The organism is Odoribacter sp., assembly GCF_985060555.1.
This window is the reverse complement of record NZ_CFKYFN010000089.1, coordinates 1-16,004: the sequence shown is the minus strand read 5'-3', so window position 1 is coordinate 16,004 and position 16,004 is coordinate 1. Positions and strand designations below refer to the sequence as shown.

Annotated in this window: 17 protein-coding genes, 1 tRNA gene, 1 pseudogene and 1 riboswitch; of the genes and pseudogenes, 12 read left to right on the top strand and 7 right to left on the bottom strand. The window is 43.5% G+C overall.

Features of this window, described 5'->3' with window-relative positions; genetic code table 11:
* A partial coding sequence (locus tag AC5RDS_RS11580) for a DUF8612 domain-containing protein (protein WP_306442624.1) occupies positions 1 to 369 on the bottom strand: 369 nt, incomplete at its 3' end.
* Positions 370 to 763: 394 nt separating this feature from the next.
* On the bottom strand, positions 764 to 1,321 hold the full coding sequence (locus AC5RDS_RS11575; RefSeq protein ID WP_071823588.1) for an RNA polymerase sigma factor: 558 nt from the start codon (positions 1,319 to 1,321) through the stop codon (positions 764 to 766).
* 126 nt (positions 1,322 to 1,447) lie between these two features.
* A riboswitch (FMN riboswitch) is annotated at positions 1,448 to 1,567 on the top strand.
* Between the two features lie 67 nt (positions 1,568 to 1,634).
* On the opposite strand from AC5RDS_RS11575, the gene ribD reads away from it, so the two are divergent.
* The 4 genes from ribD (at position 1,635) to ribH (ending at position 5,251) form a co-directional block, all read left to right on the top strand.
* Positions 1,635 to 2,768, top strand: coding sequence for a bifunctional diaminohydroxyphosphoribosylaminopyrimidine deaminase/5-amino-6-(5-phosphoribosylamino)uracil reductase RibD (ribD, locus tag AC5RDS_RS11570; RefSeq protein ID WP_046403465.1), 1,134 nt, complete (start codon positions 1,635 to 1,637; stop codon positions 2,766 to 2,768).
* Between the two features lie 72 nt (positions 2,769 to 2,840).
* Complete coding sequence (locus tag AC5RDS_RS11565) at positions 2,841 to 3,479, top strand: riboflavin synthase (protein ID WP_013613609.1); 639 nt, start codon at positions 2,841 to 2,843, stop codon at positions 3,477 to 3,479.
* Between the two features lie 47 nt (positions 3,480 to 3,526).
* Entirely contained in the window at positions 3,527 to 4,756 is a 1,230-nt protein-coding gene (locus tag AC5RDS_RS11560; protein WP_022161508.1) for a bifunctional 3,4-dihydroxy-2-butanone-4-phosphate synthase/GTP cyclohydrolase II, read from the top strand.
* Positions 4,757 to 4,789: 33 nt separating this feature from the next.
* On the top strand, positions 4,790 to 5,251 hold the full coding sequence (gene ribH / locus AC5RDS_RS11555) for a 6,7-dimethyl-8-ribityllumazine synthase (protein ID WP_013613611.1): 462 nt from the start codon (positions 4,790 to 4,792) through the stop codon (positions 5,249 to 5,251).
* A 46-nt stretch (positions 5,252 to 5,297) separates the two neighbouring features.
* Here the strand turns inward: ribH and tpx are convergent, their stop codons facing one another.
* The 3 genes from tpx to pyrG form a co-directional block, all read right to left on the bottom strand.
* Positions 5,298 to 5,801: a thiol peroxidase gene (gene tpx / locus AC5RDS_RS11550; protein ID WP_013613612.1), complete on the bottom strand. Its 504-nt coding sequence runs from the start codon at positions 5,799 to 5,801 to the stop codon at positions 5,298 to 5,300.
* Positions 5,802 to 5,930: 129 nt separating this feature from the next.
* Complete coding sequence (yidC, locus tag AC5RDS_RS11545) at positions 5,931 to 7,781, bottom strand: membrane protein insertase YidC (protein ID WP_013613613.1); 1,851 nt, start codon at positions 7,779 to 7,781, stop codon at positions 5,931 to 5,933.
* Positions 7,782 to 7,795: 14 nt separating this feature from the next.
* Positions 7,796 to 9,391: a CTP synthase gene (gene pyrG, locus AC5RDS_RS11540; protein WP_195305959.1), complete on the bottom strand. Its 1,596-nt coding sequence runs from the start codon at positions 9,389 to 9,391 to the stop codon at positions 7,796 to 7,798.
* An 82-nt stretch (positions 9,392 to 9,473) separates the two neighbouring features.
* Between pyrG and AC5RDS_RS11535 the strand changes: the two genes are divergently transcribed.
* Positions 9,474 to 9,620 (top strand): hypothetical protein, encoded by a 147-nt coding sequence (locus tag AC5RDS_RS11535; RefSeq protein WP_157741867.1) that lies wholly within the window; start codon positions 9,474 to 9,476, stop codon positions 9,618 to 9,620.
* A gap of 21 nt (positions 9,621 to 9,641) precedes the next feature.
* On the opposite strand, the gene AC5RDS_RS11530 is transcribed toward AC5RDS_RS11535, so the two are convergent.
* Positions 9,642 to 11,492 carry a DUF349 domain-containing protein gene (locus AC5RDS_RS11530; protein WP_022161504.1) on the bottom strand — a complete coding sequence of 617 codons (1,851 nt, stop codon included), beginning with the start codon at positions 11,490 to 11,492 and terminating at the stop codon, positions 9,642 to 9,644.
* Positions 11,493 to 11,803: 311 nt separating this feature from the next.
* Between AC5RDS_RS11530 and AC5RDS_RS11525 the strand changes: the two genes are divergently transcribed.
* The 7 genes and pseudogenes from AC5RDS_RS11525 to AC5RDS_RS11495 form a co-directional block, all read left to right on the top strand.
* Positions 11,804 to 12,691 (top strand): lysophospholipid acyltransferase family protein, encoded by an 888-nt coding sequence (locus tag AC5RDS_RS11525; protein WP_013613617.1) that lies wholly within the window; start codon positions 11,804 to 11,806, stop codon positions 12,689 to 12,691.
* Positions 12,692 to 12,695: 4 nt separating this feature from the next.
* A complete protein-coding gene (locus tag AC5RDS_RS11520; protein ID WP_172720104.1) occupies positions 12,696 to 13,700 on the top strand; it encodes a glycosyltransferase family 2 protein in 1,005 nt (334 codons plus the stop codon).
* 53 nt (positions 13,701 to 13,753) lie between these two features.
* Positions 13,754 to 14,314: an RNA polymerase sigma factor gene (locus AC5RDS_RS11515; RefSeq protein WP_041557630.1), complete on the top strand. Its 561-nt coding sequence runs from the start codon at positions 13,754 to 13,756 to the stop codon at positions 14,312 to 14,314.
* 7 nt (positions 14,315 to 14,321) lie between these two features.
* Entirely contained in the window at positions 14,322 to 14,699 is a 378-nt protein-coding gene (locus AC5RDS_RS11510; RefSeq protein WP_013613620.1) for a hypothetical protein, read from the top strand.
* A 12-nt stretch (positions 14,700 to 14,711) separates the two neighbouring features.
* The gene (locus tag AC5RDS_RS11505) at positions 14,712 to 15,161 is read left to right on the top strand and encodes a hypothetical protein (protein ID WP_013613621.1); all 450 of its coding nucleotides are present in this window, start codon (positions 14,712 to 14,714) and stop codon (positions 15,159 to 15,161) included.
* 80 nt (positions 15,162 to 15,241) lie between these two features.
* A tRNA-Ser gene (locus tag AC5RDS_RS11500) sits at positions 15,242 to 15,331 on the top strand.
* Positions 15,332 to 15,504: 173 nt separating this feature from the next.
* Positions 15,505 to 15,684, top strand: a pseudogene (locus AC5RDS_RS11495) (IS256 family transposase); the annotation flags it as partial.
* A gap of 78 nt (positions 15,685 to 15,762) precedes the next feature.
* Here the strand turns inward: AC5RDS_RS11495 and AC5RDS_RS11490 are convergent.
* Positions 15,763 to 16,004, bottom strand: a 242-nt coding sequence (locus tag AC5RDS_RS11490) for a hypothetical protein (RefSeq protein ID WP_349175110.1), incomplete at its 5' end; no start/stop codon positions are given.

Sequence of the window (16,004 nt, the reverse complement as noted above, 5' to 3'; positions counted from 1 at the left end):
TGACGAACCAATGCCCGAGGCAAGCACACGCACCAATTCCTTCATTCCTTCAGGATTACGCAGATGGTTGCGCTCAATTACGTCACGCAGATAGGTCGTCTCATACAAACCACGCAAATAGTCTGTTTTCTTTTCTTCCGTTTCAAGCAAAGCCACTTGTGGCAGTCCTCCAAAAGTATAGTAATCCAACCAAGCTTTGCGTATATCGCCACCAATACCATTAAAGTACTCGTCAAAGGTGAGAGGCCAGATGCGTATCTCGTCACCTCTACCTCGGAACTCTGTCACAACATCACTTGACAGGAAACGAGAGTTTGAGCCTGACACAAAACTGCGTTTATCAAGTAAAAAAACAGCAAAATGTTGCATCGTAAACTACACAAAAAATGTTTTTTAGAACAAAAGGGTATGACATGTAATCACACCCTACGTTCAAGGGAGTCGTTTCAACCGTACCCCTTTATGGATTTCGTCCTATAACTTCCATTCACCACATTATGGGGTCGGTTAAAAGCGCCCCTCCCAACCCTTATTTCGTGATTCCTGATGTGATCGAAAGTTAAATACGTTAAATCTTCACCTTTTCGTATCTAATCAGAATCCATACGGTCACTTTTCTACCGTTTAGAGTGTATAATACTGATAATCAACTAATAATACATTCATACTTTTATAACTTCTTTTAGTGTCATTTGTGGTTTGTTTTGTTATTTATACGAACAACTCCACAAACACACGTAGCCTACGGTGAAAAATTATTAATTTAAAAGAAAAGTAAAAAAGAGTAATACCTCACTTCACCGAGATCTTGTCTTAACTTTTTGTAAGCTTTATTGAGGTGAGCTTCTACCGTACGTTTCGATATCCCCAACAATTCGGCGATTTCGTCATTATTGAAACCTTTACATTTCAGCATCATTACTTCCCGTTGTTGTTCCGAAAGTTTATTTATACTATCGAACATTACTTCCTGAAGATTCTTTCTGAAAAGTTCGTTTTCAACCGCCAATTGTTCCTGAATCAACGATTGAAATTTTTGATAATAACGCTGTTCCACCAATTTTTTACGAAACATATCGTAAATCAGATTTTTAGCTATAGTCGTGATATAAGTATTAAAATTCAACTCTACCTTGATTTTATCCCGGGTTTCCCACAATTTTATGAATGTCTCCTGTACAATCTCTTCTGCATCCTCCTGACGAACCAATCTAAGACAAAAATATCCCAATTGCGGAGCATACATTTTAAACAATCGGTCAAATGCCTCTCGTTCACCTGATTTAAATTGCTTTAATAATGTACACTCATCACTAACCATAAAAATCTGCTTTTGGAGGAACAAATATCGTTTTTTTTTAATTTTTCTCCTATATTCAATACCAATAAATGAAATGCAGCCTTTGTTTTTTGGGAATAATATATTACATTTGCTTCCGTATTTGAAATGTTTCTTCAGGGCAGGGTGTAAATCCCTACCGGCGGTGATAGTCCGCGACTCCCTTTGGGGACTGAGCCGGTGTAATTCCGGTACCGACGGTGATAGTCCGGATGAAAGAAGAGGCAGGACAGTCGTGTGTCGTTACTGTTATGATTCGTATATATGCCCTGAAGTCATTCAGGGCTTTTTTTATATGGAAACAAAGGATCGGGAATATATGAATCGTGCCAGGATATTGGCAGACAGAGGCCGGGGATGGGTGAATCCCAATCCGCTGGTGGGAGCGGTGATCGTCAAAGACGGCCGGATAATCGGTGAAGGTTGGCACGAACGTTATGGCGGCCTGCATGCTGAACGGAATGCTTTTAAGCAGTGTACCGAAGATCCGGCAGGGGCTACGCTCTATGTGACCCTGGAACCCTGTTGTCACTACGGCAAAACACCTCCTTGTACCGAGGCTGTTATTGAAAACAGGATTGCCCGTGTTGTCGTCGGGCTATTGGATCCGAATCCCTTGGTAGCCGGTAAAGGAATCGAAATGTTGAGGAAAGCCGGAATCGTCGTCGAGACTGGAGTGGAAGAAGAAAAGCTCCGGGAACAAAACCGGGTGTTTCTGAAATATATTACTACCCGTCGTCCTTGGATCGTGATGAAAACAGCCATGACCCTGGATGGGAAAATTGCAGCTTATACCGGTGATTCACACTGGGTGACCGGGGAGGAATCCCGGAAGAAAGTGCAAGAAATGCGTTCGGTGCTGATGGGAATTATGGTTGGTAGCGGTACGGTGAAAGCCGACGATCCACTGTTGAATTGCCGTTTGAAAGGCGAGGTCAGGCAACCTGTCCGGATTATTGTCGACAGTACAGCTGCAATTGCTACCGATAGTCAATTGGTGCGTACTGCCGATCGCTATCGCACATTAGTCGCTCATACCTCTCGGGCTGATGCCGGAAAATTAGTACAATTGCAACAGAAAGGCGTGGAAACAATTTTATGTCCCGGCTGTGACAACCGGGTCGATTTACAGGCATTGACAACTAAACTGGGCCAGGCCGGTATCGATTCGGTCTTGCTGGAAGGAGGCGGTGAATTGAACGAAGCTTTCTTGCGACAAGGACTGGTAGATGAGGTTTATGCTTTCATCGCCCCCAAACTGATCGGAGGTAAAGATGCCAAAACACCTGTCGAAGGAAAAGGTATCGCCTGGATGAAAGAGGCCATCGCTTTACAATCCGTTTCGATTGAAAAAGTAGGCGAGGATTTCCTTATAAAAGGTTTTCCCCAACCCAGTAACTCATCACCCAGTAACTCAACAACTCAGTAACTCAACAACTCAGTAACTCAGTAACTCAGTAACTCAATAACTCAATAACTCAACAACTCATCAACTCAAACTATGTTTACAGGAATAATAGAAGAAATCGGAAAGATCAAATCGGTGAAACGAGGCAGCAAGAGTGTCGTCCTTGAGGTGGAGGCCCGGAAAGTATTGGCGGACACGCGGATTGGGGATAGCATAGCCACGAACGGGGTGTGTTTGACTGTTGTTGGTAAAGGGAATGACGGGTTTTCTGCCGATGTGATGCCTGAAACCATGAATCGGAGTAATTTGGGCTTATTGAAGCCGGGTGATCCTGTGAATCTCGAGCGGGCCTTGTGTCTGAACAGCCGTTTGGGTGGTCATTTGGTAGCCGGGCATGTAGACGGTACCGGAAAGATCGTGAGCAAACAACAGGATGAAAATGCCATTTGGCTCACGGTGGGGGCTGCTCCCGAAATCCTTCGTTATATTGTAGAAAAGGGCTCTGTGGCTATCGATGGGGTGAGCCTGACGATCGCTTATGCCGACGAGCAGGTTTTCAAAGTGTCCGTCATTCCGCATACTCAGGAAGAGACGACGCTGGTGAAAAAGGAGATAGGAGATGTGGTGAATTTAGAAAACGATATGATTGTCAAATATGTAGAGAAACTGATGGGACAAGGAAAACCGAAGGGGGGACTGACCTTGGATTTCCTGGTGGCCAATGGCTTTTAAGCCGGTTAGAATGATTTTGATTATAGATAGGATAAAAAAATAAGAATATGGAAGGATTTAAATTTAGTACGATCGAGGAAGCTGTTGCTGATCTGAGGGCCGGTAAAATGATTATTGCCGTGGACGATCCGGATCGTGAAAATGAGGGCGATCTGATTTGTGCAGCTGAACATGCTACACTTGAAAATGTCAATTTTATGGCTTCGTATGCCAAGGGATTGATTTGTATGCCGATGAGCAAAGCTTTGACGACAAAATTAGGGTTGGAACAGATGGTGGCCAACAATACCGACAATCACTGTACGGCATTTACCGTTTCGATCGACCATGTGGATACGACAACCGGTATTTCGGCATTGGAACGCTCTATGACGGCCATGAAGAGTGTAAAGGACGATGCCAAACCGTCCGATTTCCGGCGTCCGGGACATATGTTTCCTTTGGAGGCGAAAGCTGGCGGGGTACTCGAACGTATGGGACATACCGAAGCCACCGTCGACCTGATGCGTATTGCCCGGCTCAAAGAATGCGGCTTGTGTTGTGAAATTATGCGGGAAGACGGTACCATGATGAGGACACCCGAATTGAAAGAATTTGCCGTACGGCATGGTTTGAAGATGATTACTGTGGCCGACCTGATCACTTACCGTCGTCGGACAGAGATCCTGGTGGAAAGAGTGACTGAGGCTGAAATGCCTACTAAATACGGAATTTTCAAGGCTTATGGTTATGTCAACAAAATCAATGGAGAACATCACATTGCCCTTGTAAAAGGGGACATCGCTGACGGCGAACCGGTATTGTGCCGGGTACATTCCGAATGTCTCACCGGGGATGCTTTCGGTTCCTTGCGTTGTGACTGTGGCGAGCAGCTGGCGGAAGCTTTGCGCCGGATTGAGAAAAAAGGCCGGGGTGTATTGCTGTATATGCGTCAGGAAGGCCGGGGCATCGGACTGATCAATAAGTTGAAAGCCTATCATCTGCAGGACGGGGGAATGGATACGGTCGAGGCGAATCTGGCACTGGGATTTAAGGCTGATTTAAGAGAATACGGTACCGGTGCGGAAATTTTGGCCGACCTGGGAGTGAAAAAAATGATTCTTATGACAAATAATCCTTTGAAGATAAAAGGATTGGATGGATTCGGACTCGAAGTGGTCGGACGTGAACCGATCGAGATGACCTGTAATGAAAAGAACGAGTTCTATATGTACACCAAGTATAAAAAGATGGGACATATATTACATGTCAGAAATGACTGGAAAAAAGAAGAATAGAAATTGAAAATAGAGATTAAAAGTGTAAAAGTTATGAATTTACTGGAAGGAAAATTATTAGCAGAAGGACAACGGATCGGAGTGGTAGCTGCCCGTTTTAATGAGTTTATCACGGCTAAATTGGTTGGAGGAGCAAAGGATGCTTTTGTACGTCACGGTGGGGATGAAAATAAGCTGGATCTGGCTTGGGTACCGGGAGCATTCGAGATTCCTTTAGTAGCTAAAAAGATGGTAGAAAGCGGCAAATACGATGCTGTGGTTTGTCTGGGGGCAGTGATCCGGGGAGCTACGCCCCATTTCGATATGGTTGCTAATGAAGCGACCAAAGGTGTAGCCCATGTCGGATTGCAGACAGGGGTGCCGGTGATTTTCGGTATCCTGACGACCGATTCGATCGAACAGGCTGTCGAAAGAGCCGGAACGAAAGCCGGTAATAAAGGTTTCGATGCCATGACCACCGCAATCGAGATGATCAATTTATTGAAACAAATCTAATCTGTTTTATCGTTGAGAATTACAAAGTAATTCTCAACGATAAAACTTAGGCCAGCGCTTTTTTTATCGCCTCCAGTGCTTTTTCGTAGTTCGGTTCGTGGGTTACTTCCGGAACATATTCTACATAGTTCACTTTATTGTCTTTACCGATAACGACCACGCCTCGGGTTAAAAGTCGTAATTCTTCGATCAGGAACCCGTATTTTTTCCCGAAATCTGTTTCTTTATAGTCCGACAAGGTTATGACCCGGTCGATACCTTCGGCGGCACAGTAGCGGTGAAGGGCGAAAGGAAGGTCGCAGGAAATAGCCAGAATAACGACATCCTGGCTTAACTCGGAGGCCATCTTATTGAAATGGTGCATCTGGGCCGAGCATACCGGGGTGTCGATAGAAGGGAAAGAAGAAATCACAACAACTTTTCCGGCAAATTCTTTCAGGGATACCGGTTGCATCTGTTGGTTTATTCCATAAAATACCGGAGCCGTTTCTCCGGTTTTAATCGGTGTCCCCACTAAAGTCAGGGGATTTCCGTGCATAGTAATTTTCATGTTTTCCATCATTTTTTCTTGTTTCTTACGTTTATGAATGATTTTGGTTTTTCGTAAAAATACAAAAAATCCTGCAAATTTCAGATTTCATCCGAATTTGCAGGATTTTTTTTTACTTTTTATCTTTAATTACTTTTTACCTCTCTTTTGCTGTTGTTGTTGCATTCTTTGCATTTCCTCCAAACGTTGCTGGAATTTCGATTTCTTGACCGGTTTACTTTTAGCTAGTTCGATTTGCTTCAGCAATTTCTGGTCATCGACAAACTTCCGGATAATCCAGGTTTGCAAAATGGTAATCAGCGTCGCGATGAAATAATAATAACTCAATCCCGAAGAATAACTGTTGAAAATAAACAGGAACATGATCGGCATGATATACATCATGGTCTGCATGCCTTTCATCTGATCGTTCTGCGGTTGGTTTTTATTATTCATAATCATATAGATGATATTGGTCGCAGTCATCAACAGACAGAATAAGCTGACATGATTACCGTAAAACGGAATGGTAAAGGGTAAGGTGGCGATAGAATCGTATGAAGCCAAATCCGTCGCCCACAGGAAGCTCTGCTGTCTCAGTTCGATCGCTCCCGGGAAGAAATAGAACAGGGCGATCAGGATAGGCATCTGGATCAACATCGGTAAACATCCACCCATCGGATTTACTCCGGCTTGCTTATAAAGCTTCATGGTAGCCTGTTGACGTTCCATCGCTTTGTCGGCCGGATATTTCTTGGCGATCTCATCTACCTGGGGTTTCAATACCCGCATACGTGCCTGTGACATATACGATTTATAAGTCAGCGGGAACAGGATGATTTTGATGATCAGGGTCAGTAATAAAATAATAATTCCGTAATTCAATGCGGTGTGGTTTTCCAGGAAATTGAAAATAGGAATAACGAAATATTTATTGAACCACGCGATCCATTTCCATCCCATATTGATGACATCGGGAAGGTCTAAATGATCTCCGTATTCTTTCAATACCTTATAGGAGTTAGGACCGAAGAAAAACTGCATGTTGTATTGCTCGTTGGCCGAACCGTTATAGGCTAAAGGAATTTCAGCATAAGCATCTTTCAGATATCCGTCTTTTTTACTGATGTTCGATTTCAGTTCCACATCACTCAAAGGCTGTTCGCTGATCAGGATAGAGGAAAAGAATTGTTGTTTGAAGTCTATCCATTGTACCTTGTTCGGAAGCGTCTCCTCTTCATCGGAGGTCAGGGACATGTTTTCAACGGCATCTTCGCTGAATTTGTAGTAAACACCGGTATAACGGTTTTCAAAATCTTTACTTTTTTCCAGCTGGGGCATATTGATTCCCCAGAAAAGCGTCAGAAACGAGGAATTGGATGCAATGACATCCCCCATATTGTGGGTGATGATGCTGAAATCGGTCATATAGCTGTCCGGGGCTAACTTGTAAAGGTATTCCAGGTATCTGCTGCTGTCGGCATAAAGACGCATAGAGAGCACCTGTTCATTTCCCTGGGCATAAAGCGTCGTTTCTGTCGTACTGGGTGTAAAGAAAAATTTCTCGGTATTGATCTCCTGATTCCGGGCGTAGAAATTCATGCCGAAAGCGGTTTCTCCGTTTTTCCACAACACCAAAGGCAGCGAATCGTGTGTCCGGTATTCTTTTAAGTCTACATATACGATGCGTCCCCCCAGAGTACTGATGTGCAATTTTATTTTATCATTTTCCAGGGTGATGATTTTGTTTTCCGTATCGTTTTGTACGAAAATAGAATCACTTTTGGTAGCCAGGGGATTGGCGGCAGTCGTATTGTCCGGCGTTTTTTGTGCCTGTTGTTGTGCTGCCAGTTCCTGGGCTCTGAGTCGGTCTACCCGCGCAATGGAATCCTGTTTCCGCTGCATTTCGGCCACTTGCTCCTTACTCGGACGCGTGAGATAGGAAAAGCCGATGAGAATAAGAAAAATAATGACTAATCCGGCGATGGTGTTTTTATCCATAGGTTCTTTTAACTTTATGATAAACAAGCTTTGATAAATGATACGAATAACGGATGAGGTTTAATTACAGTACTTTTATACTCCGGATGGAACTGTACTCCGACGAACCATTTGTGAGCAGGAATCTCGACGATTTCGGTCAATCCGCTTTCCGGGTTGATACCGGTGGTGATCATACCTGCTTTTTCAAAATCCTCCCGGTATTTGCTGTTGAACTCATACCGGTGGCGGTGTCTCTCCTGTATTTCTTTTTGTCCGTAAGCTTCATAAGCTTTGGAACCTTCCGTTAATTCACATTTGTAGGCTCCCAGACGCATGGTGCCTCCCTTTTCGGTTACATTCAACTGTGAATCCATCAGGTCGATCACCGGATACTGGGTTTTGGCAGCCATTTCTGTCGAATCGGCACCTTCCATGTGCAGCACGTTACGTGCAAATTCGATGACAGCCATCTGCATCCCCAGACAAATACCGAGGAAAGGAATGTTGTTCTCCCGGGCATATCGGATAGCGACCAGTTTCCCCGAAATCCCCCGGTGTCCGAACCCCGGTGCTACTAAAATACCGTGCAGATTTTTCAGGCAGTCGGCTGCATTTTGTTCATTCAGTTCTTCGCTGTGGACCCATTCGATATTTACTTTACAGTCATTGACTGCTCCGGCATGGATGAAAGCTTCGACAATCGATTTATAGGCGTCGTGTAATTCGACGTATTTCCCGACTAAACCGATCCGTACTTCTTTGCTGTAGTTTTTTAATTTATATAGGAATTTTTTCCAGGATTCCAGATCCGGTTCGCTGTTTAAAGGTAATCCCAATTGTTCGAGTACGATTTCATCCAACTTTTCTTCTCTCATCTTGATCGGTACTTCATAGATGGTAGAAACGTCGATCGACTGGATGACCGCTTTGGGTGCTACATTACAGAAAAGGGCTACTTTCCGGCGTAAATCGGAATTCAGTTCATGTTCTGTACGTAATACCAGTACATCCGGTTGCACTCCGATTTCCAGCAAGGCTTTCACCGAATGCTGGGTAGGCTTCGTTTTTAATTCACCGGAAGCCGATAAGAAGGGTACCAGTGTCAAGTGGATCAATACCGATTTTTCCCCCAACTCCCATCGTAACTGCCGGACAGCTTCAATGAAAGGCAAAGATTCGATGTCTCCGACAGTACCTCCGATTTCAGTGATCACGACATCATATTCGCCTTTGTTGCCCAATAATTTGATGTTTCGTTTAATCTCATCGGTGATATGCGGGACGATCTGTACGGTTTTACCCAGATAATCTCCCCGTCTTTCTTTGTTGATTACATTCTGGTAAATCCGTCCGGTAGTAATATTATTGGCCTGCGAAGTCGGACAACCGGTAAATCTTTCGTAATGTCCGAGATCGAGGTCTGTTTCTGCTCCGTCGTCCGTCACATAACATTCGCCATGCTCGTATGGATTTAATGTCCCCGGATCTATGTTGATGTAGGGATCCAGTTTTTGGTTCGCAACTTTATACCCCCTGGCCTGCAGTAATTTAGCAAGTGATGAAGCGATAATGCCTTTCCCTAGAGAAGAAGCGACTCCACCTGTAACGAAAACATACTTTGTTGACACTGTATCTTGAATTTTATTGATTTATCAAAGTGGCAAAGGTAATAAATTAAAAGGTTAAAAGTGAAAAGTAGAAGGTAAAAAGTTGGCGAAAGGTAAAAGCAAAGAGATGGGAGTGGTTATGAGGTATGAGGCGGGGAGGAAGAATAGGAGAGTGGGTAAAAAATTAACGCTCTGTGAACAAAGGGGGGAATTGTTCTCCTGGGGAGAGGCTTTGTCGGCAGAGCGTTAATCGGCTTTGAGGAGCCGCTGTTTAGATCAGGCTGTCGAGAGCTTTCAGTTTTTCCTGAAGTAAATTCAGCCGTTGGCGGGTATTTTCGATTTTAGAATTCAATTCTTCGATCAAGCCTTGAGATTTACTGGATTTGGCGATAAAACCGATGTTGTTTTCATAGGTGTTGACGTCGAGTTCCAATTGTCTGATTTTGGCCACCAACTTTTCTCTTTCGTTGATAATTTTGTAATCCTTATAATCACCGGCATCCAGTGAGGACAATTTTGCCCTGAATCTTTCCAGGTCACGGTCGTATTCATCCAGATTGAGCTGGTCGAACCAGCCGTCGATGAGATGTCTGAATTCTTCCTGGATAGCGTCTTTGTATTTAATAGGTACAAATCCGATTTCTGCCCAGCGGTTCTGAAAGTCTTTCAGCTTATTGATATCTTCCTCTGCATTCCCGGACAAAGTAAACTGGCGGGCTTCTTCGATAATCGCTTTTTTCAGTTCCAGATTTTTGCTCTGTTCAGAATCGATGTCTTTGAAATGGAGTTTTTTGTTATTGAAAAAAGTATCACAAGCTTCCCGGAAACGTGCCCATACTTTGTTCGAATATTTCTTGGGAGCGGGACCGATTTTCTTCCATTCTTTCTGATAAGAGATGATTCTGTCGGTCGTGATTTTCCAGTCGGTACTGTCTTTGATCGCTTCTACTTTTTCACAGAGCTTGATTTTTAATTCCAGGTTTTTATCCTGTTCGGCCGACATGTTCTTATAGAAATCCCGTTTACGCTCGAAGAAAGTATCGCAGGACGAGCGGAATTTTTTATAGATTTTATTCCGCTCCTTTTGGGGAATGGTTCCCGAATGCTTCCATTCTTCCTGTAGGTCAATAATATTCTGAGTGGCTGTATTCCATTCCGATATAGAACGGTATTCACCGGCAGCGATAGCTGCTGCTTTTCCGCAAATTTCTTCTTTGACTTTCAGGTTATCTTCCTGTTCCTGTTTCAGGGATTCGAAAAAATGATGGTATTTTTCGTTGATCTGGCTAGTGGCAGCTTTAAAGCGTTCCCAAAGCGGTTCTTTTTGTTCTTTGGGAATAGGACCGATTTCTTTCCAGCGGGAATGCAGTAGTTGTAATTGTTTGAAAGCTCCGGCGATATCGTTGTTTTCAACCAATTTTTCAGCTTCTTCACAAAGAGCGTTTTTCGCATCCAGGTTCCGTTTCAGGTCCAGGTCGCGCAACTCTTTATTGATCTTGATATAGTTATAAAAATTTTCAACGTGATGGTGATAAGTCTCCAACAGGCCGTTTAATTGCCCTTGAGGTACCATTCCGGTATTCCGCCAGCGTTCCTGTAAGTCCCGGAATTCCTGGAATGTCTTGTCCAGTGCTTCCTCTTTTTGCACCAGTGCTTTCAATTCTTCGATAATACCGAGTTTTATTTTCAGATTTTCTTCGCGTTCGGCTTCCGTTTGCCGGGCTGTAGCGTTTTTTTTATCTTTATAGAGCTTGTAGAGGGCATTGAAACGTTCCCGGTTGTCGTTTTTGTATTCGAAATCTTCCGGTTTATCTCCGTCGGCAGTGAAGATGGCCAATGCTTTTTCATACTCCTCTTTATACCGGGATTCAAAAATCTCGGGTAATCCTTCAAATATTTCTTTTAAAGATACCACCGGGTAATCATTGATCAGCTTTTGGGCTTGCCGAATGATTTCCTCTGTACTTAATATAGAAAAATCAATTTCCGGTACTTCTTTCTTTTCCTTAGCGTTTTCGACGGCCTTGCTTTCAGCGACAACGGGTTCGTCGTTTGTACTGGTTTCTAAGATTTCCGGATTCTTGATTTCCTCTTCCGGGATTAAACTGTTTTCTTGCTCCATGATTTGTCAGCAGTTAAGTGTTCGCATATCAATAGGATACATTATCATAACCTGCTTTCCCTGAAAAGGAATTTCGAAAACCTTTGAGAAATACAGCTTCTATGCTCTATTGAACTCACGAAAATACTTTATTTTTCTGAGAAAGACAAATTTTTGGATTTACCTTTGTCAGGTTTGTTGTAGATCATGATATTATTTGACTGATGTGTAAATTATTTTGTTCCTTTTCAGAATTCTTTCAGGAGATTTACTGTCTTGAATTTTAAATTTAGTAAGAAAGCTTTTATCTTTGACTTTTTAATATCGAGACAATGGGTTATTATATTTTGTATGGTTTTCTTTGGGTGGGTGGGCTGTTGCCTCTGAGGATCTTGTATTTTTTTTCGGATATTTATTTTTATCTGATTTACTATCTGTTGAAATACAGACGCCGGGTAGTACGGGCGAATTTACAGCATGCTTTCCCGGAAAAAGATCTTTCGGAAATTATAAAGATTGAAAAACGATATTACCGGCATTTGTGTGATTTTTTTGTGGAAATGTACAAGATGTGGCATATGTCGGATGAACAAATACGCAGAAGGTGTAAGTTTACGAATCCTGAAGTGATTCGGCGGTATTTCGATCAGGGTAAAAGTGTTATCGGGGTATTGGGGCATTACGGCAATTGGGAATGGATGTCTTCCTATAGCCTTTGGATGCCCCGGGAATTCGACTTCTTTACCTTATATAAACCTCTGCATAATGCGGTAGCGGATAAAATGATGATCCGGCTGAGGTCGAGGTTCGGGGCGAAACCGGTACCTAAAAACGATATTTTGCGCCGGATTGTCGAAAACAAAAGAAACGGACGCTTATTCCTGGCCGGATTTATCGGTGATCAGACACCGAATAGGGCTAACCTGAATTTTTGGATGGAATTTTTAAATCAGGATACGCCTATATTAGTAGGAACCGAGAAGATTGCCCGGAAATTCGGTTTGCCGGTAATATCCCTGAAGATGCGGAAGGTGAGGAGAGGGTATTATGAGGTGGATTTTGTCGATGTATGTAGTGATCCCGGACAATTGGAACCCGGGGAATTGACCCGGATACATACACGTCTTTTAGAGCGGTATATCCGCGAGGTTCCTGAATTATGGCTTTGGTCGCATAAACGGTGGAAACATACACGGAATACGGATGGAAGTGAAAAATAAAGAAATGGCTCGGGTTGCGGTGATCATATTGAATTGGAACGGGGAAAAATTACTCCGTGAGTTTTTGCCTTCGGTGGTTAAATACACCGATCCCGGTTTGGGCCGGATTGTCGTGGCCGATAATGCTTCCGAAGACGATTCGGTCCGGATACTGGAACAAGAGTTTCCGGAAGTGGAATTGATCCGGTTTTCGCAAAATCATGGATTTGCAGGTGGATACAACCGGGCTGTCGGTTTGGTACCGGAGGAGATTGTTGTATTGCTGAATAGTGATGTGGAGGTCGCTCCCGGATGGCTGGAACCTTTGGTCGCTCTCCTGGACGAAGAACCGGGGATTGCAGCAGTGCAACCTAAAATTTTGGCTTATACGAACCGGAATCATTTCGAGTATGCGGGGGCTTGCGGAGGGTTTATCGATTCCCTGGGTTTTCCGTTTTGCAGGGGACGGATTTTGAACGTGACCGAAGAGGACCGGGGCCAATATGATGAGGTGCGCGAAGTGTTCTGGTGTAGTGGAGCTGCCTTGTGTATCCGCCGGAAAAGCTATCTGCAGGCCGGAGGTCTGGATGAGCGTTTTTTCGCTCACATGGAAGAAATCGATTTGTGCTGGCGGATACGGAATCGCGGTTATGCATTGAAGGTACAGCCGGCTTCAGTCGTTTATCACCTGGGAGGAGGTTCTTTGCCCATGAATCATCCCCGGAAGCTATTCCTGAATTACCGTAATAATCTGCTGATGCTCTATAAAAACCTGAGCCCGCGGGAGTGGAAAAGCAAAAGCCGGAAACGGCGTGTCCTGGATTTTATGGCCTGGGTGATGTTTCTGGTGAAAGGGGAGTGGGCCAATGCACGATCGGTGGGCCGGGCTTACCGGGAATTCGGAAAAATGAAAAAAGGGTATATTTCTGCCACTATTATCCCGAAGCAGGATCCTTGTATTTATCCGGGATCTGTTATTTTTGCTTTTTATTTCAGGCATGTTCGTTCTTTTTCACAACTCTGGAAATAAACCTTTGTCTGGCAGATTTGTCTAAATGTTAAATGCTGGAAAAAATCGAACCCATGGAATTCATAGAAGATGACGAGATCATCCGGTTGTTTCACGAAAGGAAGAGAGAACAGGAAGCTTTCCGGTTGCTGGTAAATAAATATAAAGAGCGTTTGTATTGGCATATACGGAAGATTGTGATCAACCATGACGATACGGACGATTTATTGCAGAATGTGTTTGTGAAGATTTGGCAAGGATTGCAAGAGTTTCGCAACGATTCGAAACTATATACCTGGATGTACCGGATTGCAACCAACGAATCGCTGAATTTTCTGAACGAGAAGAGCCGGAAAGTGTACGGGAATAGCGATGAGATTTCTGTATATCTGGAAAATACTTTAGAAAGCGATACTTACTTTAGCGGGGATAAAATACAAAAAGAACTGCAACGGGCTATTCTGACTTTATCCGAACGCCAACGTTTGATCTTCAATATGAAGTATTTTGACGACATGCCTTACGAGGATATGGCAGATGTGCTGGGAGTGGCTGTCGGGACCCTGAAAGCGACTTATCACAATGCCGTAAAAAAAATAGAAGAAAATCTCAAAATAGTGGATACCTTAAATTGATTAAGCCATGGAAAATTTTGACGATAAATATAAAAAGAAAAATCCGTTCACTGTACCTGAGGGGTATTTTGACGAATTGACCGGCCGAATTACCGGTCGGATAGAAAAACAGAAAGAAGTGAAAAAAAGTTCTTCTCTTCGCGGGTTGAAGCCTTATATGGGCTTAGTGGCTATTTTCTTTCTTGCTTTAATGGTGGTTCAGATTCTATTTCCCGGAGCGAAGAATACTGACTTGCCGGATATCGAGGGGGAAAATGCTATTGTACAGGAAATGGAAGCAGAGGATATTTTCGACAGCCAGTTTAATCCGACAAATGAAGAAATCATCGAATACCTGGCTTCTGAAGTAGATAATTATGAGATGATTCTGGCTGGAATTTATTAAGTAAATAAGAATATGAAGAATATAATTTTGATTGTGTTGCTGTTGTGGAGTGGGGTGGGCGTATGGGCTCAGGACAAATTGACCGACGAGAAACGGAAAGAATTCGATGCGCAGAAAGTCGCTTTCTTTACACAGGAATTGGACCTTTCCCCTGCTGAAGCAGCTGTTTTCTGGCCTTTGTACAATGAGATGCAGAAGAAAAACCGGGAAATAGAAGCCGATATGCGGAAAAGCTTTCATGAAGTGAGAAATGCGAAAGGACTGAAAGAAACCGATTATAAAGAAGCGATCGGGAAAATGTTGGGCTATGAAGCCCGGCTCCATGAAGTGAAGAAAGAATATTATCAAAAAATGATACAAGTCGTTCCTGCTTCGAAAATATGGAAACTCAGTGATGCTGAGCGAAAATTTCATCGACAGTTGTTCGATAAACTCCGCCGCGAATCCTGCTCTCAGAAATAAACCTAAAAAAATAGAGTAAAAGTTTGCAGGTTTGTCAAAAAGCACTACTTTTGTGATCGCAATTCAGCGCAGAACATCGAGGAGAGATGGGTGAGTGGCTGAAACCAACAGTTTGCTAAACTGTCGTACGGGTTACTGTACCGGGGGTTCGAATCCCCCTCTCTCCGCCAAATTAATGAAAGTTGTAAAAAGATCGGATTTTTTTCCGGTCTTTTTATTTTATCGGGTTCGAGCCGATAGTGTGGATGAGGGATCAATCGGAAAACTTGGAGATAGTGTTTCAAAAAGTGTGTAAATCCCAGTTTTATTATTTTTGTATTGGGAACTTCAAAAATGAATTATTATGGAATTTACACATGAACAAATTTCGGAAATAATCTCCGAAATCACAAATGGTGAACAAGGTTTACAGGGCTTGGGCAAACAAGGTTTTGAAAGTTTAATGCTCTCAGAGCGCAGTCTTCATAACTGCTCCCATCAGGACGTGAGCAACGGCTATCGTGACCGGCGGGTGTGTCACGAAGCTCAAACACTTTCCCACCATAGCACACTCGACGATCACAATAACCGAAGACAAATAAATAACGAAATAAACCTAGGTTTATTTTTTTCTATCTATTCCGATTTCGGGTTTTATACCGTCAGACCGGTTCGCCTGGACCGGTCCGCTAAGGCTTTCCTTCACTGACCGGCGGAACTCCTCACTACGTTCGTCAGACACCACCGGTCGGGCGTTCGGAAAACCTAACCGGATCCTCGTTCCCGCTCCAATGGTCTTCCGCCATAAAACCCTGCATCTCACGGCAGAGCTAACCGGCAAAGAAAATACAACCAGAAATTTGC

Bases quoted from the DNA above. Each gene is read 5' to 3' on its own strand.
- AC5RDS_RS11575 (WP_071823588.1), bottom strand. From the start codon at position 1,321: ATGGTTAGTGATGAGTGTACATTATTAAAGCAATTTAAATCAGGTGAA.
- ribD (WP_046403465.1), top strand. From the start codon at position 1,635: ATGGAAACAAAGGATCGGGAATATATGAATCGTGCCAGGATATTGGCA.
- AC5RDS_RS11565 (WP_013613609.1), top strand. From the start codon at position 2,841: ATGTTTACAGGAATAATAGAAGAAATCGGAAAGATCAAATCGGTGAAA.
- AC5RDS_RS11560 (WP_022161508.1), top strand. From the start codon at position 3,527: ATGGAAGGATTTAAATTTAGTACGATCGAGGAAGCTGTTGCTGATCTG.
- ribH (WP_013613611.1), top strand. From the start codon at position 4,790: ATGAATTTACTGGAAGGAAAATTATTAGCAGAAGGACAACGGATCGGA.
- tpx (WP_013613612.1), bottom strand. From the start codon at position 5,801: ATGAAAATTACTATGCACGGAAATCCCCTGACTTTAGTGGGGACACCG.
- yidC (WP_013613613.1), bottom strand. From the start codon at position 7,781: ATGGATAAAAACACCATCGCCGGATTAGTCATTATTTTTCTTATTCTC.
- AC5RDS_RS11530 (WP_022161504.1), bottom strand. From the start codon at position 11,492: ATGGAGCAAGAAAACAGTTTAATCCCGGAAGAGGAAATCAAGAATCCG.
- AC5RDS_RS11525 (WP_013613617.1), top strand. From the start codon at position 11,804: ATGGGTTATTATATTTTGTATGGTTTTCTTTGGGTGGGTGGGCTGTTG.
- AC5RDS_RS11520 (WP_172720104.1), top strand. From the start codon at position 12,696: ATGGCTCGGGTTGCGGTGATCATATTGAATTGGAACGGGGAAAAATTA.
- AC5RDS_RS11515 (WP_041557630.1), top strand. From the start codon at position 13,754: ATGGAATTCATAGAAGATGACGAGATCATCCGGTTGTTTCACGAAAGG.
- AC5RDS_RS11510 (WP_013613620.1), top strand. From the start codon at position 14,322: ATGGAAAATTTTGACGATAAATATAAAAAGAAAAATCCGTTCACTGTA.
- AC5RDS_RS11505 (WP_013613621.1), top strand. From the start codon at position 14,712: ATGAAGAATATAATTTTGATTGTGTTGCTGTTGTGGAGTGGGGTGGGC.